This is a genomic window from Streptomyces sp. NPDC026394 (assembly GCF_055567735.1).
In genome coordinates, this window is record NZ_JBVHPX010000025.1 from 24,286 (window position 1) to 41,031 (window position 16,746).

The 16,746-nt window shown below is 71.1% G+C and carries 14 protein-coding genes; 8 read left to right on the top strand and 6 right to left on the bottom strand.

Annotation, left to right across the window (positions count from 1 at the left end; all coding sequences use genetic code 11):
• Positions 1-106 precede the first annotated feature (106 nt).
• The 5 genes from ACZ4QV_RS35880 (at position 107) to cseC (ending at position 4,670) form a co-directional block, all read left to right on the top strand.
• Positions 107-1,054 (top strand): HhH-GPD family protein, encoded by a 948-nt coding sequence (locus tag ACZ4QV_RS35880; protein WP_361584553.1) that lies wholly within the window; start codon positions 107-109, stop codon positions 1,052-1,054.
• A gap of 309 nt (positions 1,055-1,363) precedes the next feature.
• Positions 1,364-1,915 carry a SigE family RNA polymerase sigma factor gene (locus tag ACZ4QV_RS35885; RefSeq protein ID WP_030023568.1) on the top strand — a complete coding sequence of 184 codons (552 nt, stop codon included), beginning with the start codon at positions 1,364-1,366 and terminating at the stop codon, positions 1,913-1,915.
• Positions 1,916-2,037: 122 nt separating this feature from the next.
• A complete protein-coding gene (locus tag ACZ4QV_RS35890; protein ID WP_361159718.1) occupies positions 2,038-2,640 on the top strand; it encodes a hypothetical protein in 603 nt (200 codons plus the stop codon).
• A gap of 9 nt (positions 2,641-2,649) precedes the next feature.
• Positions 2,650-3,360: a two-component system response regulator CseB gene (gene cseB, locus ACZ4QV_RS35895; RefSeq protein ID WP_361159721.1), complete on the top strand. Its 711-nt coding sequence runs from the start codon at positions 2,650-2,652 to the stop codon at positions 3,358-3,360.
• Positions 3,361-3,368: 8 nt separating this feature from the next.
• On the top strand, positions 3,369-4,670 hold the full coding sequence (cseC, locus tag ACZ4QV_RS35900) for a two-component system sensor histidine kinase CseC (RefSeq protein WP_361159724.1): 1,302 nt from the start codon (positions 3,369-3,371) through the stop codon (positions 4,668-4,670).
• A 190-nt stretch (positions 4,671-4,860) separates the two neighbouring features.
• On the opposite strand, the gene ACZ4QV_RS35905 is transcribed toward cseC, so the two are convergent.
• From ACZ4QV_RS35905 to ACZ4QV_RS35915, 3 genes are all read right to left on the bottom strand, one after another.
• Complete coding sequence (locus ACZ4QV_RS35905) at positions 4,861-5,316, bottom strand: VOC family protein (RefSeq protein WP_361159727.1); 456 nt, start codon at positions 5,314-5,316, stop codon at positions 4,861-4,863.
• 53 nt (positions 5,317-5,369) lie between these two features.
• Positions 5,370-5,774 (bottom strand): helix-turn-helix transcriptional regulator, encoded by a 405-nt coding sequence (locus ACZ4QV_RS35910; protein WP_361159845.1) that lies wholly within the window; start codon positions 5,772-5,774, stop codon positions 5,370-5,372.
• A gap of 245 nt (positions 5,775-6,019) precedes the next feature.
• Positions 6,020-7,633, bottom strand: coding sequence for an MDR family MFS transporter (locus ACZ4QV_RS35915; RefSeq protein WP_467764010.1), 1,614 nt, complete (start codon positions 7,631-7,633; stop codon positions 6,020-6,022).
• A gap of 147 nt (positions 7,634-7,780) precedes the next feature.
• On the opposite strand from ACZ4QV_RS35915, the gene ACZ4QV_RS35920 reads away from it, so the two are divergent.
• On the top strand, positions 7,781-8,359 hold the full coding sequence (locus ACZ4QV_RS35920; RefSeq protein ID WP_361159733.1) for a TetR/AcrR family transcriptional regulator: 579 nt from the start codon (positions 7,781-7,783) through the stop codon (positions 8,357-8,359).
• A gap of 35 nt (positions 8,360-8,394) precedes the next feature.
• Here ACZ4QV_RS35920 and ACZ4QV_RS35925 read toward each other — a convergent pair whose 3' ends face one another.
• Positions 8,395-9,084 carry a M23 family metallopeptidase gene (locus tag ACZ4QV_RS35925; RefSeq protein WP_361159736.1) on the bottom strand — a complete coding sequence of 230 codons (690 nt, stop codon included), beginning with the start codon at positions 9,082-9,084 and terminating at the stop codon, positions 8,395-8,397.
• A gap of 524 nt (positions 9,085-9,608) precedes the next feature.
• Between ACZ4QV_RS35925 and ACZ4QV_RS35930 the strand changes: the two genes are divergently transcribed.
• Positions 9,609-12,278 carry an NACHT domain-containing protein gene (locus ACZ4QV_RS35930; RefSeq protein WP_361159739.1) on the top strand — a complete coding sequence of 890 codons (2,670 nt, stop codon included), beginning with the start codon at positions 9,609-9,611 and terminating at the stop codon, positions 12,276-12,278.
• Between the two features lie 454 nt (positions 12,279-12,732).
• Here the strand turns inward: ACZ4QV_RS35930 and ACZ4QV_RS35935 are convergent, their stop codons facing one another.
• Positions 12,733-15,252, bottom strand: coding sequence for an ATP-dependent Clp protease ATP-binding subunit (locus tag ACZ4QV_RS35935; RefSeq protein ID WP_031005653.1), 2,520 nt, complete (start codon positions 15,250-15,252; stop codon positions 12,733-12,735).
• Between the two features lie 509 nt (positions 15,253-15,761).
• Here ACZ4QV_RS35935 and ACZ4QV_RS35940 point away from each other — a divergent pair.
• On the top strand, positions 15,762-16,463 hold the full coding sequence (locus ACZ4QV_RS35940) for an SCO3374 family protein (protein ID WP_361159743.1): 702 nt from the start codon (positions 15,762-15,764) through the stop codon (positions 16,461-16,463).
• Here ACZ4QV_RS35940 and ACZ4QV_RS35945 read toward each other — a convergent pair.
• Positions 16,394-16,726: a histone-like nucleoid-structuring protein Lsr2 gene (locus ACZ4QV_RS35945; RefSeq protein ID WP_030025331.1), complete on the bottom strand. Its 333-nt coding sequence runs from the start codon at positions 16,724-16,726 to the stop codon at positions 16,394-16,396. The two genes, ACZ4QV_RS35940 and ACZ4QV_RS35945, sit on opposite strands and share 70 nt — an antisense overlap.
• Positions 16,727-16,746: the final 20 nt, after the last annotated feature.

Consider the following 16,746-nt stretch of genomic DNA (forward strand, 5'->3'; position numbering starts at 1 on the left):
GCCCCGGTGGGACCGGCCCGGCGTTCCCGCGAGCGGGTGGGCGCAACGTGGCGCGCGCCCGGTGCGTTTCACGGCGGAGCGCCGCCGTGCCAGGATCGGCAGTGCCATGACTTCCACTCCTGCCGCCACCGGCGCCGCCGCTGTCACCGCCGCCTACGAAGCCGCCGAAGGGGCCCGGCTGCACGGCCCCGTCACCGACTGGTTCGACGAGCACGCCCGCGATCTGCCCTGGCGCCGCCCCGAGGCGGGCGCCTGGGGCGTGATGGTGAGCGAGTTCATGCTGCAGCAGACGCCGGTCAGCAGAGTGCTGCCGGTGTACGAGCAGTGGCTGGCGCGCTGGCCGCGCCCCGCCGACCTGGCCGCCGAGCCGCCCGGTGAGGCGGTGCGCGCCTGGGGCCGCCTCGGCTATCCGCGGCGCGCGCTGCGCCTGCACGCCGCCGCCTCCGCCATACAGGAGCGTCACGGTGGCGACGTACCGCGCGATCACGCGCAGCTCCTCGCGCTGCCGGGCGTCGGCGAGTACACGGCCGCGGCCGTGGCGTCCTTCGCGTACGGACAGCGGCACGCCGTACTGGACACCAACGTCCGCCGGGTGTTCGCGCGCGCCGTCACCGGGCAGCAGTACCCGCCGAACGCCACCACGGCCGCCGAGCGGAAGCTGGCCCGCGCGCTGCTGCCGCAGGACGAGGAGACCGCCGCCAAGTGGGCTGCCGCGACGATGGAGCTGGGCGCGCTGGTGTGCACCGCCCGCGGCCCGGAGTGTGTGCGCTGCCCGATCTCCGCGCAGTGCGCCTGGCGGCTGGCGGGTTCGCCCGCGCACGACGGCCCGCCGCGGCGCGGCCAGACGTACGCCGGTACGGACCGCCAGGTGCGCGGCAAGCTCCTCGCCGTACTGCGGGAAGCCGTCGGGTCCGTTCCGCAGGCGGTGCTGGACACGGTGTGGGACGAACCGGTGCAGCGCGCGCGGGCGCTGGACGGTCTCGTCTCGGACGGCCTGGTGGAGCCGCTGCCGGGCGGCATGTACCGCCTGCCGCTCGGCCGGAGCACGTCGTGACGTGCGGGCCGTGCTGACCGCTCTGTGACAGTTGAGTGATGGCGCGGTCCGCGTCACCGCTTACCGGGCCTGCTCCTAGCTCTTCCGGCCGCCCCCGCAGTCCCCCAGGAGGATGACCCGGTCCGGGCCCCCGTCAGTCGGAGGTATGACCCCCAGGGGGCTGTTACACAACCGACGGTTTTCCGTGCACTCCCTGTGGGGCCCTCGCACATTACGCCGCAACACCCCCTCCGTAGCGTCTTCCTCGTGCTGGAGATGACCACCAGCGCGGTCAACGTGGGGAATCGCAAGCGGATCGGAGGCGTCGGGATGGCGACCAGCGGCGGCAAGGTACTGGACTTCGAAGAGTACGTGCGGACGCGGCAGGAGGCCCTGCTGCGCAGCGCCCGGCGCCTGGTACCCGACCCGGTCGACGCCCAGGACCTGCTCCAGACGGCCCTGGTCCGTACGTACGGGCGCTGGGACGGCATCGCCGACAAGTCGCTGGCCGACGCCTACCTCCGCCGCGTCATGATCAACACGCGGACGGAGTGGTGGCGCGCCCGCAAGCTGGAGGAGGTGCCCACCGAGCAGCTCCCGGACGCCAGCGTCGACGACGGCACCGAGCAGCGCGCCGACCGGGCGCTGCTGATGGACATCCTCGGGGTGCTCGCGCCCAAGCAGCGCAGCGTCGTCGTGCTGCGACACTGGGAGCAGATGAGCACGGAGGAGACCGCGGCGGCGCTGGGCATGTCCACCGGTACGGTCAAGAGCACGCTGCACCGGGCCCTGGCCCGGCTGCGCCAGGAGCTGGAGAATCGCGACATCGACGCGCGGATGCTGGAGCGCGGCGAGCAGGAGCGGGAGCGGTGCGCGGCCTGACCGGCTGCGGTACCGGTGGCTTAGCCAGAGGGACTGTGAGCGGGAGCGGTTTGACCAGGAACAGGCCGGCCGGAGGACGGAGCGCCGTCCGGCGGACCAGCGGTGGAGCGGCCCTCGCGGGAGTGGCCGCCCTTTCGCTGTTGCTGGCCGGGTGCAATCCCGGCGGCGAGGGGGTGCGGACCGAAGGCACGGCCAGCAGCCCGCCGGCGAGCACGGGCCGGTCGGCCCACGTGCCGTCCCCGTCCCCCTCGGTGCCGTCCCCGTACGAGAAGGTCGACGCCGTGGAGCTGGTGAAGAACGACCCGAAGGTCGGCGAGGACGTCAAGAAGTCGCTCGGGAAGCCGTGCGCCGCCGAGGAGTACCCGGTCGAGGTCACCTACGCCGCGCTCACCCACGGCAAGGACCCCGATGTCGTGGTGAACGTGCTGACCTGTGCGGACTCGGTCGGCATCGGCTCGTACGTCTACCGTAAGAAGGGCGGGACGTACGAGAATGTCTTCGCCGACGAGCAGCCTTCGGTGTACGCGGGCGTCAACAAGGGTGAACTGGAGGTCTCCAAGCAGACCTACGACACCGGCGACAAGGTCTGCTGCGCTTCCGGCGAGGATGTGATGACCTACCGCTGGACGGGCAGCCGCTTCGTCGAGTACGCCCGGTACCACACCGACTACAGCAACAACGGGGGCACGAAGACCGCGACCCCGGAACCGGCACCGGAGGATTGAGAACACCGCATGGCCGATACCCATGTGCTCTTCGTCGAGGACGACGACGTCATCCGCGAGGCGACCCAGCTCGCGCTGGAGCGGGACGGCTTCGTGGTCACCGCCATGCCCGACGGCCTGGCGGGGCTGGAGGCGTTCCGCGCCGACCGGCCGGACATCGCCCTGCTGGACGTGATGGTGCCGGGCCTGGACGGCGTCAGCCTGTGCCGGCGCATCCGGGACGAGTCCACCGTGCCGGTGATCATGCTGTCCGCGCGGGCCGACTCCATCGACGTGGTGCTGGGCCTGGAAGCCGGCGCCGACGACTATGTGACCAAGCCGTTCGACGGCGCCGTGCTGGTCGCCCGGATCCGCGCGGTGCTGCGCCGCTTCGGGCACGCTTCTGGGCCGGACGGCTCGGGCGCCGCCGGCTCGGACACGGCCGCGCCCGCCGAGGCCGTCCTGCGCTTCGGTGACCTGGAGGTCGACACGGAGGGCATGGAGGTGCGCAAAGGCGGTCAGCCGGTCGCGCTGACGCCCACCGAGATGCGCCTGCTGCTGGAGTTCTCCGACTCGCCCGGCACGGTCCTCTCCCGCGACCGGCTGCTGGAGCGGGTCTGGGACTACGGCTGGGGCGGTGACACCCGGGTCGTGGACGTCCACGTGCAGCGACTGCGCGGCAAGATCGGCCAGGACCGCATCGAGACGGTCCGCGGCTTCGGTTACAAGCTGAGAGGCTGACTCCTGCGGTGGTCAGGCTCGCCCTGCGTACCGGACTGAGGTGGAAGCTCAGCGCCGCGATCGCGCTCGTCGGAGCGCTGGTCGCGATCGCGCTGAGCCTGGTCGTGCACAACGCGGCCCGCGGCTCGATGCTGGACAACAGCCGCGACGTGCAGACCGAACGCCTCAACTTCACGCAGAAGATCTACGAATCCACGCACCAGCTCCGCTTCGGCGCCAAGCTGGACGACCCGGCGCTGCCGAAGGAGCTGCGGGACGAGGTCACCAAGGGCAAGCGGGCGACCTACCTGGAGGACACCGGCCAGACCACGCCCAAGGTGTGGGCCGCGGCGCCGGCCGCGGGCGGCCGGGTGCTGTCCGTCCAAGGCTACTTCCCCGACCGGTTCGCCGTCCTCGACGACCTCGACCAGGCGCTGCTGATCGGCTCGACCGCGGTCGTGGTCGGCGGCTGCGCGCTCGGCGTGCTGATCGGCGGACGGCTGTCCCAGCGGCTGCGCAAGGCCGCGGCGGCGGCCGGCAAGCTGGCCGACGGCGACACCTCCGTCCGCATCCGCGACGAGGTCGGCGGCCGCATCCGGGACGAGACGGACGATCTGGCCTGGGCGGTGGACGCGATGTCCGACGCGCTCCAGAAGCGCATCGAGGCGGAGCGCCGGGTGACCGCCGACATCGCCCACGAGTTGCGCACCCCGGTCACCGGGCTGCTCACCGCGGCCGAGCTGCTGCCGCCCGGCCGCCCCTCGGAGCTGGTACGGGACCGGGCGCAGGCGATGCGCACCCTCGTCGAGGACGTGCTGGAGGTGGCCCGGCTGGACGGCTACGCGGAGCGGGCCGAACTCCAGGACGTGGCGCTCGGCGAGTTCGTCACCCGGCGGGTGCGGGCCCTGAACGGCGACATCAAGATCGAGATCCTGCGGGACGCCGAGGTCTCCACCGACCCGCGGCGCCTGGAGCGCATCCTGGGCAACCTCATCGCGAACGCGGCCCGGCACGGCAAGCCGCCGATCGAGGTGACCGTCGAGGGCCGGGTCGTGCGCGTACGCGACCACGGCACGGGGTTCCCCGAGGCCCTGCTGCGCGAGGGCCCGAGCCGCTTCCGTACCGGCAGCAGCGACCGGGCCGGGCGCGGCCACGGCCTCGGCCTGACCATCGCGGCGGGCCAGGCCCGCGTCCTGGGCGCCCGGCTGACCTTCCGCAACGCGGACGCGCTGACGGACGGCTCCACCGGCGCGGTCTCCGTCCTGTGGCTGCCGGAGAACGCCCCGACGAACACGGGCAGCTTCCCGGTCATCCAGCTACCGGACCGGTAGGGGCAACCGCCGGAGCGGTGCGGGCAACTGCCGGACCGGTCGGGACGACCGCCGGACCGGTGCGGGCGACCGCCGGACCGGTAGGGACGACCGCCGGACCGGTGAGGGGCGGCGCCCGCCCTTCCGGCCGAGTCCGCCGCGCGCGGTCCGCCGCGCGCGCTGCCCGGCCCGCCCGTCCGCAGCCTGATGGCTACTCCACGCACTCCCCCCAGTCCTTGCCCAGGTCGAGCTGTTCGCTGCGCTGGGTCAGCGAGAACCAGTTGCCGGAGTCGTCGCGGAATATCGCCTCGATGCCGTACGGGCGCTCCTGCGGCTCCTGGAGGAACTCCACGCCTCTGGCCTTCAGCGCCGCGTAGTCGGCCTTCACGTCGTCCGTGGCCAGCACCCCGGCGCCCATCAGCCCCTTGCTCACCAGTTGCCTGAGCTGCTCGCCGGACTCCGGGTCCATACCGGGCGGGCCGGGGACCATCAGCGTCAGCTCCACCTCGGGCTGGTCCTTGGCGCCGACGGTCAGCCACCGCATACCGTCCTCGCCGCCCATCCGCAGGTCCGTGCGGACCTCCAGTCCGAGCTTTCGCGTGTAGAACTCCTTCGCCCGGTCCTGGTCGAGGACCCAGACGGTGGTGATGGCGAGTCCCTTGATCATGATGTGCCTTCCGTTGCCTTGCGCGGTCCTCTTCACCGTAGGCAGCGCGTCCGCTACCCGCCTTCTCGGAAATTGCGGTCCGCCGGGGCCGTCCCGTCCCGGCTCTCGAACGACTTGAAGCCACCGGACCACAGCAGGGCGTAGCAGCCCGGTATCAGCCCGGCGCCCTGTCCCACATGCCGCCGGCGGTACGCGCTCGGCGTCAGCCCCGTCTGCTCCTTGAAACGGGCGGAGAAGGTGCCCAGGCTGCCGAAGCCGACCAGCCAGCAGATCTCCGTGACGGAGAGATCGGCCGTACGCAGCAGTTCCTCAGCCCGCTCGATCCGGCGCCGGCTCAGGTACTGGCCGGGGGTCAGGCCGTACACCTGCTTGAAGGCCCGGATGAAGTGGAAGCGTGAATACCCGGCGTGGGCCGCCACCGCGCCCAGGTCCAGCGGCGAGGCCCAGTCCCGGTCCATGGCGTCCTTGGCCAGCCGAAGCTGCCGCAGCCGCGCGGACGGCACCGGGGCCACCGGCGGCGCCGGCGCCGCGCCATCGCCGCCCGCGCGCCCGTCCGCCCGCTCGTCCCGCACCCCGTCGCCGTTCATGTTCCGATGCTGACACGCACCACTGACAACGGCCCTTCGCCGACCGGCGCGCGGATACGCCGACGGCCCCCGGCATGTTCGCCGGGGGCCGCTGGCCAGGAGTTCTCAGTGCCGGATCAGACGGCGTCCACCAGGGGAGCCTTGGCCGCCGGAGCGTCGCCGCCGTCCTGCGGGCCCTCGGCCGGCTTGGCGGGGCCGCCGCGCAGCGGCACCTCCTTGAGGAACCAGGCCGCGGCGAAGCCGATGACGCTGATCAGCGCGCCCCACACGAAGACCTGGTGGGTGCCGCCGGAGACCGCGTGCATGTACGCGTCCTTGACCGCCGCCGGCAGCTTGGCCAGGGCCTTCGGGTCCATCTGCGCGCCGCCCGCGGACGCGCCCGCCCCCGCGGCGCCGAGCCGCTCGGTCATCACGTCCGTCACCCGGTTGTTGAAGATCGCTCCGAAGATCGCGACACCGAAGGAGCCGCCGATCGTACGGAACAGGGTGGCGGACGAGGAGCCGACGCCCATGTCCTTCATCTCGACGCTGTTCTGCGCGATCAGCATCGTGGTCTGCATCAGGAAGCCCATACCGGCGCCGAGCACCGCCATGTACACACCCGAGGTGAAGCGGGTGGTCCCGGTGTCCATCAGGGACAGCAGCGCCAGCCCCGCGGTGATCAGCGCGCCGCCGCCCACCACGAAGATCTTGTACTTGCCGGTGTTGGTGGTGACCCGGCCCGCGACCAGCGAGACCGCCATCATCGCGAGCAGCATCGGCAGGAGCAGCAGCCCGGAGTTGGTGGCCGAGGCGCCCTGCACGGTCTGCTGGAACAGCGGCAGGAAGGTCATCGACCCGAACATCACGAAGCCGACCAGGAAGCCGATGAGCGTGACCAGGCTGAAGTTGCTGTTGCGGAAGATGTGCAGCGGCAGCACCGGCTCGCGGACCTTGGTCTCGGTGAAGACGAAGGCGAGCAGGGCCGCCACGCCGACCGCGCCGAGCCCGATGATCTGGGCCGACAGCCAGGCGTACTCCGTACCGCCCCAGGTGGTGATCAGGACCAGCGAGGTGATGCCGACGGTGAGCAGTACGGCGCCCACGTAGTCGATGCGCGCCTGCGACCGCTTCTTCGGCAGGTGCAGCACCGCGGTCACCATGACCAGGGCGATCGCACCCAGCGGCAAGTTGATGTAGAAGCTCCAGCGCCAGCCGAGGTGGTCGGTGATGGTGCCGCCGACCAGCGGTCCGCCGATCATCGCGACGGCCATGACGCCGGCCATCATGCCCTGGTACTTGCCGCGCTCGCGCGGCGGGATCAGGTCGCCGATGATCGCCATGACGCCGACCATCAGACCGCCCGCGCCCAGGCCCTGCACGGCCCGGAAGCCGATCAGCTGACCCATGTCCTGGGCCATGCCGGAGAGCGCGGAGCCGATCAGGAAGATCACGATGGACGTCAGGAAGACGCCCTTACGGCCGTACAGGTCACCCAGCTTGCCCCAGATCGGGGTGGAGGCGGCGGTCGCGAGTGTGTACGCGGTCACCACCCAGGACAGGTGGCTCAGCCCGCCCAGTTCGCCGACGATCGTGGGCATCGCGGTGCCCACGATCATGTTGTCCAGCATCGCGAGCAGCATCGCGATCATCAGCGCGAACAGCACCACGCGGACGCTGGCCGGCTGCTTCCCCCCGGATTCCGCCGGTTTCGGTATCTCCCCCGTCGGGGTCGCTTTCGTCTGCGACATCCCCATTTTCGCTTCTCCCACTTACTTGCCGCCCGGCTAGTTCAGTACAGTGCAGTAAGGTAGCTACCAACTAGCCGGGCGTCAAGTAAGTTTGTGCGTGGGCCCCCGTGGCCCCGGCCCGGACGACCGACGCAGGAGAACAGCAGCATGGGCACACCGCACGCGCGCAGGGGCAACACCCGCCAGCGCATCCAGGACGTCGCCTTGGAGCTGTTCGCCGAGCAGGGGTACGAGAAGACCTCGCTGCGCGAGATCGCCGAGCGGCTCGACGTCACGAAGGCGGCGCTGTACTACCACTTCAAGACCAAGGAAGACATCGTCATCAGCCTCTTCCAGGACCTGACGCGGCCGATCGACGACCTGATCGAGTGGGCCGGCGCGCAGCCGCGCACCCTGGAGACCAAGCAGGAGATCCTGCGCCGCTACAGCGAGGCGCTGCGCTCCGCCGAGCCGCTGTTCCGCTTCATGCAGGAGAATCAGGCGGCCGTACGGGACCTGAGCATCGGCGAGACCTTCAAGCAGCGGATGCTCCGGCTCACCGGACTGCTCAGGGAACCCGAGGCGCAGCTGACGGACCAGGTGCGGTGCATCACCGCGATCTTCTCGATGCACGCGGGCCTGTTCGCCATGCAGAACTTCGAAGGCGACCCCGAGGACAAGCGCAAGGCCGTCCTGGAGGTCGCCACCGAACTGGTCACCGCCGCCCAGCCGCCGAGTCTCGGCTGACGGCACCGCGGCACCGGGGGGTGCCGCGGGCGGGATCACACGCCGTCGCCGCGCGCCTTCAGGAAGGCGGTCGGCTCGACGCCGGAGCCGTAGTTCGGGCCGGTACGGACCTCGAAGTGCAGGTGCGGGCCGGTCGAGTTGCCGGTGCTGCCGGACTTGGCGATCTCCTGGCCGGTCTCCACCTTCTGGCCCGGCTTGACCTCGGTGCTGGTCAGGTGCGCGTACTGGGTGTACGTGCCGCTGTCGTGCTTGATCACGATCGCGTTGCCGTACGCGGGACCGTCGCCGCCGCCGTTCGGGCCGGCCTTGACGACGGTGCCGCCGTGCACGGCGTGCACGGCCGTGCCGCTGGGCACCACGAAGTCCTGACCGCTGTGGTTGTGGGACCAGTGCTTGCCCGCCAGCCCGAAGGTCATGCCCAGCTTGTAGTCGTCCACCGGCTTCACCCAGGAGCGGGCCTTCTCCTCGGCGGCCTTCTTGGCCTTCTCGGCCTCCTGCTTCTCCGCCTCGGCCGCCTTCTTCTGGGCGTCGGCCTGCGCGGCCACCGAGGAGCGGACGTCGGACGCCAGGCCGTCCAGCGCGATCGCGTGCGCGTCGCTCCCGGCCGCCACGGCCACCCCGGCGCCCATGGCCGCGGAGACGCCCAGGCCCGCCGCGAGCACGGAGGCGCGGGTACGGAGAGTGGACTTCTTCGTCAGGCGGTGCAGGGGGTGGTGCTTCGACATGCGGGGACTACCTCCGGGAAAGGGAAAAGGCCGCGCCCCGGCCGTCGACCGGGAACGCCCCACCTTGGTAACCCGAATCCGACATGCTGCCAATACCCCCTTCTACTATCCCATCCCGTAGCAAAAGCCGGGGGAATGAACCCCCGCCACTACCCGCACCACCCGACATCAAACCCTGCGGCCACCGCCCTCTCACGGACGCCGGCCACACCCGGCGCCAAGCCTCTGAGCTGCGGCTTCACCCCGGCGTACGACGTTGCCGAACACCCCGTGAACCCCCTCGCCGCGCCGTGGCGGCCCCCGCGCCCGTACCCGCCCGCCGCACCTCGGAAAGCGCCCGCTATTCCGCGTAGTAGGCGCCCGAGGGCCTGTGCGTCATGTCACCGGGCCCCGGCTTTCCCCCGCCTTCCGCCGGGTCTTTTGCCTGTCCGTATCGGGACCAAAGCCCCCGTACGAGGAAAGCTCGCCCCCCGTACGGCGTCACCCGGCTGAGCAACCTCCCGGAGACCCCGTCTCCTCTAGGCTTGAAGTCCACGGCGCCCGGCCCGGCCGGCGTCGACCAGGTGATGGGGGATCACCGCATGGACCCGATGATCATCATGGCCCGGCTCCTTCCGAAAGTCGTCGCCCCGCTCGTCAGAAAGCTCCTCGTCCGCCCCGGCCCCGGCGCCTTCCTGGTGGACCGCCCGTTACGGATCAGCGGCCTGGTCTCCTTCCGCGGCGAGAAGCGCACCCTCGGGGAGCGCGATGTACGGCGCATCGCCGCCAAGCTCGTCGACCGGGCCGTGACCCCGCTGCCCGGCGCCACCGGCGCGGCACTGGAGCGGCCCGTCGCCCCCGACGAGGACCGGGCCGTGGCGGACGCCCTCGCCCGTACGCTCTGCGCCCTCGGCGACATCGACCTGGAGATCGTGCAGGACGCCCGGCTGGAAGCCGACACGCTCACCCGGCAACTGCACCGCGCCGCCCCCGACGCCACCCGCCACCTGACCGGCGACGGCGCCCAGCTGCACGGCATCGTGCTGCACACCGCGGCCCTGCACATGCTGGAGTTCTTCACCCGGCTGTCCGGCTTCGGTGCCCGCACCCTCGTCGAGAACCGGCGCGCCCTCGGCAGGCTCGACGACGCCGTCGGCGCGCTGGCCGCCCGGCTGCCGTCCCGCTCCGCCGAGGACGCCGACTTCGAGACGCGGTACGCCCACGACACCGCCGTCCTCCACAACCACCTGACCATCTTCGGCATCGACCTCGCGCACTCCCCGGACAGCTGGCCGCTGGACGCCGCCTACCTGGGCCTGCGCTGCGAGGCCGAACCGGCCGCCGTGGACAGCGACGGCCCTCCGGAGCCCGCCGTCCCCGCCGAGCACGCCCTGTCCGGCCGGTGCCGGATTCTCGTACGGGGCGTGGCCGGATCCGGCAAGACCACCCTGCTCCAGTGGCTGGCCGTCGCCACCGCCCGCGGCGAGCTGCCCACCCCGCTGCACCGCGCCCTGTACGGCCGGGTGCCCTTCCTCCTTCCGGTGCGCCGCTTCGCCCGGCACGGCCTGCCGTCCCCCGGCGGCTTCCTCGCGGCGGTCGGCTATCCGGGCGCCGAGGCCCAGCCGCCGGGCTGGGCCGACCGCGTGCTGCGGGCCGGCCGGGGACTGCTGCTGATCGACGGCGTGGACGAGGCCCCCGAGGACGAGCGCGAGCGGCTGCGGCGCAAACTCCGGGACTGGACCGCCCTGTACCCGGGCAACATCTGGATCGTCACCTCCCGCCCCTCCGCGGTGCGCGCCGACTGGCTGACGGCCGACGGCTTCGCCGAACTGTCGCTGGCCCCGATGAGCCGCGAGGACATCGCCGCGTTCATCCAGCGCTGGCACCGCGCCGCCGCCCAGCAGGAGCCGGACGACCTGGACCGCCTCGACCACTACGAACGCACCCTGCTCAACGCCGTACGCATCACCCGCGACCTCGGGCGGCTCGCCACCAACCCGCTGATGTGCGGAATGCTCTGCGCCCTGCACCGCGACCGCCGCGGCTACCTCCCCAACGGCCGCAAGGAGCTGTACGAGGCCGCCCTGTCGATGCTGCTGGAACGGCGGGACCGGGAACGGGCGATGGGCACCACGGACGGCATCGACCTGCCCCGCCAGCCCAAGATCCAGCTACTGCAGAAGCTGGCGCACTGGATGCTGGTCAACGGGCGCTCGGAGATGGACCGCGAGATCGCCGTCGACACGCTCGCGCAGCACCTGGCGGCCATCCCCGACGCCGCACGCCAGGGCGGCGCCGAGGAGATCTACCGCCACCTGCTCAACCGCACCGGGCTGCTGCGCGAACCGGCCCCGGGCACGGTCGACTTCGTGCACCGCACCTTCCAGGACTTCCTGGCCGCCCGCGCCACCGTCCAGCGCCACGACTTCGGACTGCTGCTCAACCACGCCCACCTCTCCGAGTGGGAGGACGTCATCAGGATGGCCGTGGCCCTGGCCCGCCCCGACGAGTGCGCGGCGCTGCTGAACGGCCTGCTGACCCCGCGTCCGGGCATCCGGGCCGCGGAGGCCCGGCACCGCAAGCTGCTCGCCGCGGCCTGCGTGGAGCACGCCGCCGAACTCGACCCGGAGGTCCGCCACCGGGTGCGGCGCTTCACCCGGGACATGGTCCGCCCCAGCACCGTGGCCGGAGCCCGCGCGCTGGGCTGGATCGGCCCGATCGTCCTGGAGATGCTGCCGGAGCCGGCCGAGGTCTCGGACGGCGAGGCATATCTGCTCGCCGTCACGGCCACCTCCATCACCGACGACATGGCGATCGACTACCTGACCGGGCTGCGCAAGCGGAGGTACCACGCGGTACGGGCGCAGCTCGCCGGAGCCTGGCGGCGGTACGACACCGCCCGCTACGCCCGGGAGATCATCGCCCACCTGGACCCGGACCAGTTGTTCTTCCCCGCGGCGGACGTGGAGGAGCTGTCCGCGCTGCGCGGGCTCGGCGGTCGGCCGTACCTCCAGGTCGCCGGGGAGTTCACGGTGGCCGAGCTGATCGACGGCATCGTCCCGGCGGACGGTCTGCGCCGCCTCTGGCTGGCGTACGACCTCGGGGCCTCGATGGAGTGGCTGGCCGCGTTCCCCCGGCTGGAGGAGCTGCGGGTCAGCCGCCGGCTGCCGCGGGTCACCGGTGTTCCGGAGGGAATCCGCGTCGTCGAGCTGTGACATCACGGTCTTGCGGGGCTATGGGCCTGCCTTACCGGGGCCGGGCGCGGCGTTCGGCCTTCGAGTACCCGGTTCTCCGGAATAACCCGGCGCCTATTCGGGCCGGGGCCGCCCGCGCAATGTCGCCGGAGCAATCCGGAATGACGTTTTCCCTTTACGTCCGGGTGGGCCGGGCAATAGCCGGCGCCGCTGCCGTACCGGAGCGGAAGGCACCGCATCCCGGCGGTTACGGATATCCGCCCGTACCCGAGTACGGAAAAACACTTCCGCGCACGGCCCGGACGCCTCGCGCCCGTACTCCGCACTCCACACCCCGCACAGCAGCGCCCGTACGGCTCCCCCGCTCACGACTCCTACGACAACGCCGCGGCCCGGAACCTGGAACAGGTCCCGGGCCGCGGCGTCACAGGCCGTGCCGGTCAGGCGCTGGGCGCCCGGTCCGTACCGCCGGCCGTCACGCGTCCTTCGACAGGTCCGGGCCACCGGCCGCGGACTCGACGGGCGGAGCGTCCGGCAGGGCCGCCTTCTCCTCGCCGCGGAAGGTGAACTTGGCGTTCTCCCCCTCGCCCTCGATGTCGACGACCACGATGTGACCGGAGCGCAGCTCGCTGAAGAGGATCTTCTCCGAGAGAGCGTCCTCGATCTCGCGCTGGATGGTCCGGCGCAGCGGGCGGGCGCCCAGCACCGGGTCGTAGCCGCGCTTGGCGAGCAGCTTCTTGGCCTCACCGCTGAGCTCGATGCCCATGTCGCGGTCCTTCAGGCGCTCGTCCACCTTGGCGATCATGAGGTCGACGATCTGGATGATGTCTTCCTCGGTGAGCTGGTGGAAGACCACCGTGTCGTCGACACGGTTGAGGAACTCGGGCCGGAAGTGCTGCTTGAGCTCTTCGTTGACCTTGTTCTTCATCCGCTCGTAGCTGCTTTTGGTGTCGCCCTGGGCGGCGAAGCCCAGGTTGAAGCCCTTGGAGATGTCCCGGGTCCCGAGGTTGGTCGTCATGATGATGACCGTGTTCTTGAAGTCCACCACCCGGCCCTGGGAGTCGGTCAGGCGACCGTCCTCCAGGATCTGCAGCAGGGAGTTGAAGATGTCGGGGTGGGCCTTCTCCACCTCGTCGAACAGCACGACCGAGAACGGCTTGCGGCGCACCTTCTCGGTGAGCTGGCCGCCCTCTTCGTAGCCGACGTAGCCGGGAGGCGAGCCGAAGAGCCGGGAGACCGTGTGCTTCTCGCTGAACTCCGACATGTCGAGGGAGATCATCGCGTCCTCGTCGCCGAACAGGAATTCGGCGAGCGTCTTGGACAGCTCGGTCTTACCGACACCGGACGGACCGGCGAAGATGAACGAGCCACCGGGGCGCTTGGGGTCCTTCAGACCGGCCCGGGTACGGCGGATGGCCTGCGAGAGCGCCTTGATGGCGTCCTTCTGGCCGATGACGCGCTTGTGGAGCTCGTCCTCCATCCGCAGCAGCCGCGAGGACTCCTCCTCGGTGAGCTTGAAGACCGGGATGCCGGTGGCCGTGGCCAGGACCTCGGCGATCAGCTCGCCGTCGACCTCGGCGACGACGTCCATGTCGCCGGCCTTCCACTCCTTCTCCCGCTTCGCCTTCGCGGCCAGGAGCTGCTTCTCCTTGTCGCGCAGGCCCGCGGCCATCTCGAAGTCCTGCGAGTCGATCGCGGACTCCTTCTCCCGGCGCACGTCGGCGATCTTCTCGTCGAACTCGCGGAGGTCCGGCGGCGCGGTCATCCGGCGGATGCGCATCCGGGAGCCGGCCTCGTCGATCAGGTCGATCGCCTTGTCCGGCAGGAAGCGGTCGGAGATGTAGCGGTCGGCCAGCTGGGCGGCCTGGACCAGGGCCTCGTCCGTGATCGAGACGCGGTGGTGCGCCTCGTAACGGTCGCGCAGGCCCTTGAGGATCTCGATGGTGTGCGGCAGCGACGGCTCCGCGACCTGGATGGGCTGGAAGCGGCGCTCCAGGGCCGCGTCCTTCTCCAGGTACTTGCGGTACTCGTCGAGCGTGGTCGCACCGATGGTCTGCAGCTCGCCTCGCGCCAGCATGGGCTTGAGGATGCTCGCGGCGTCGATCGCGCCCTCGGCGGCGCCCGCACCCACCAGGGTGTGGAGCTCGTCGATGAACAGGATGATGTCGCCGCGGGTGCGGATCTCCTTGAGCACCTTCTTCAGGCGCTCCTCGAAGTCACCGCGGTAGCGGGAGCCGGCGACCAGGGCGCCCAGGTCCAGGGTGTAGAGGTGCTTGTCCTTGAGGGTCTCGGGCACCTCGCCCTTGACGATGGCCTGGGCCAGGCCCTCGACGACCGCCGTCTTGCCGACGCCGGGCTCGCCGATGAGGACCGGGTTGTTCTTGGTACGGCGGGACAGCACCTGCATGACCCGCTCGATCTCCTTCTCGCGCCCGATCACCGGGTCGAGCTTGGTCTCGCGGGCGGCCTGCGTCAGGTTGCGGCCGAACTGGTCCAGGACGAGCGAGGTCGAGGGGGTGCCCTCGGCCGGGCCGCCGGCGGTGGCGGCCTCCTTGCCCTGGTAGCCGGAGAGCAGCTGGATGACCTGCTGCCGCACCCGGTTCAGATCGGCGCCCAGCTTCACCAGGACCTGGGCGGCGACGCCCTCGCCCTCGCGGATCAGGCCGAGCAGGATGTGCTCCGTACCGATGTAATTGTGGCCGAGCTGAAGGGCCTCGCGGAGCGACAGCTCCAGGACCTTCTTCGCACGGGGGGTGAAGGGGATGTGACCGGACGGGGCCTGCTGCCCCTGGCCGATGATCTCCTCCACCTGCTGGCGGACCGCCTCGAGCGAAATCCCGAGGCTCTCCAGGGCCTTAGCGGCGACACCCTCACCCTCGTGGATCAGGCCCAGGAGGATGTGCTCGGTGCCGATGTAGTTGTGGTTGAGCATCCGGGCTTCTTCCTGAGCCAGGACGACAACCCGCCGCGCACGGTCGGTGAACCTCTCGAACATCGTTAATCGCTCCTCAGAGCGGTCAGGCAGTTAGGGGTCGGTCCCCTCCCTGTCCTTCCGCATGCTAGTCCCGTGGGACGGGACAGCTCATTCCAACTGCCGACATCCGTCCGGATCACCCCCGCGACGGCGGGGAAATCTGCTGCCGAACAGCCGACATCTGCTCCAACCCGATGGTGCGAGACGATGTTCCCGCAGGCCAGGCATATACGCCCCGGGCCAGTACGCCCGTGGCGAACGCGCCCCTCACCGACACGCCCGCCCGGAGTCCGCCGCAACTCCGGAAAAAGCGCTGCGCACGCCGCTGCACCGTCTCTCCCCACTGGGGTTGTCTTACCCGCCGCCCCGGACACTCCATGCGGCGCGGGCCTGTTCCATCCGCTATGGGCGAACACCCGAGCGCCGTCCGTTGCGCCGTCACGCCCCCGCGCACCCCCTTCCGCGACGACAGTACGTACCCGCATGTCAACCCAGCGTAACTTCTCGGGGTTTCGCGAGTTGCTCCCGGTATGCCCGTCGCGCTCCCGCGCTCCCGCTCCGCCCTCGCCGCCGTACGGCAGTGGTACGAGGACGAGCTGCGCTGGCCGACCACCGGCACGGAGCCGGTGGAGCTGCTGACCGGGGTGCGCTTCGACGCCCTCGACCTGCCGGCCGACGCGGGCCGGGCCGTACTGGGGCGGGTGGGCCCCACGGGGCCCGTACTGATCGACCGCAGCGGCTCCGCCGGTCCCAGGATGCTCGTCCTCGTGACCGCGGGTGCCGCGGAGGAGTTGCCGGAGCTTCTGGAATGGCTGGAATGGGGCTCGCTGGGGCTGGATCTGACCGCACGCGGCACCGGGGACCGGATGCCCGCGCCGTCCCCGCCGCCGCCGTCACCGCAGGCGTGGTGGCCGTACGGATCGGGCCCACGGGAGGCCGCCGGGTGGGTGCGGCCTCCCGAGCCGGGACGCGAGATCGAGGCGGCTCTGCCCACCACGGGGACAGGGGCAGGGCGCGGGGGCCACGGTGTTCCCCTCGCGGATCGCCAGGGGCGCGCCCCCGACCTCGTACGACTCGTGAGCGCGGCGGCAACGGAATGCCACCGGGCCCGTTTGCTGCGCGGCCGTCAAGCTCGAAGACAAACGGATTGCGGGTACGGCGGTCAGCCGTTCGCCTTCTCGAACGCCTCACGGATCTCCGCGGGCACACGACCGCGGTCATTGACGTTGTAGCCGTTCTCCTTCGCCCACGCGCGGATCTTCGCGGTGTCCGGGCTCCCACCGGAAGACGCGCGGGCCTTGCCGCGGCCACCGGAACGGCCACCGGTCTTGCGGCCCGCCTTCACGAACTCGGCCAGCGACTCGCGCAGCTTGTGCGCGTTGTCGTCGGACAGGTCGATCTCGTAGGACTTGCCGTCGAGGGCGAACGTCACGGTCTCATGGGCCTCGCCGCCGTTGAGGTCGTCGACAAGAAGAACCTGAACCTTCTGTGCCACCGGTTTCCCTTTCATCGAAT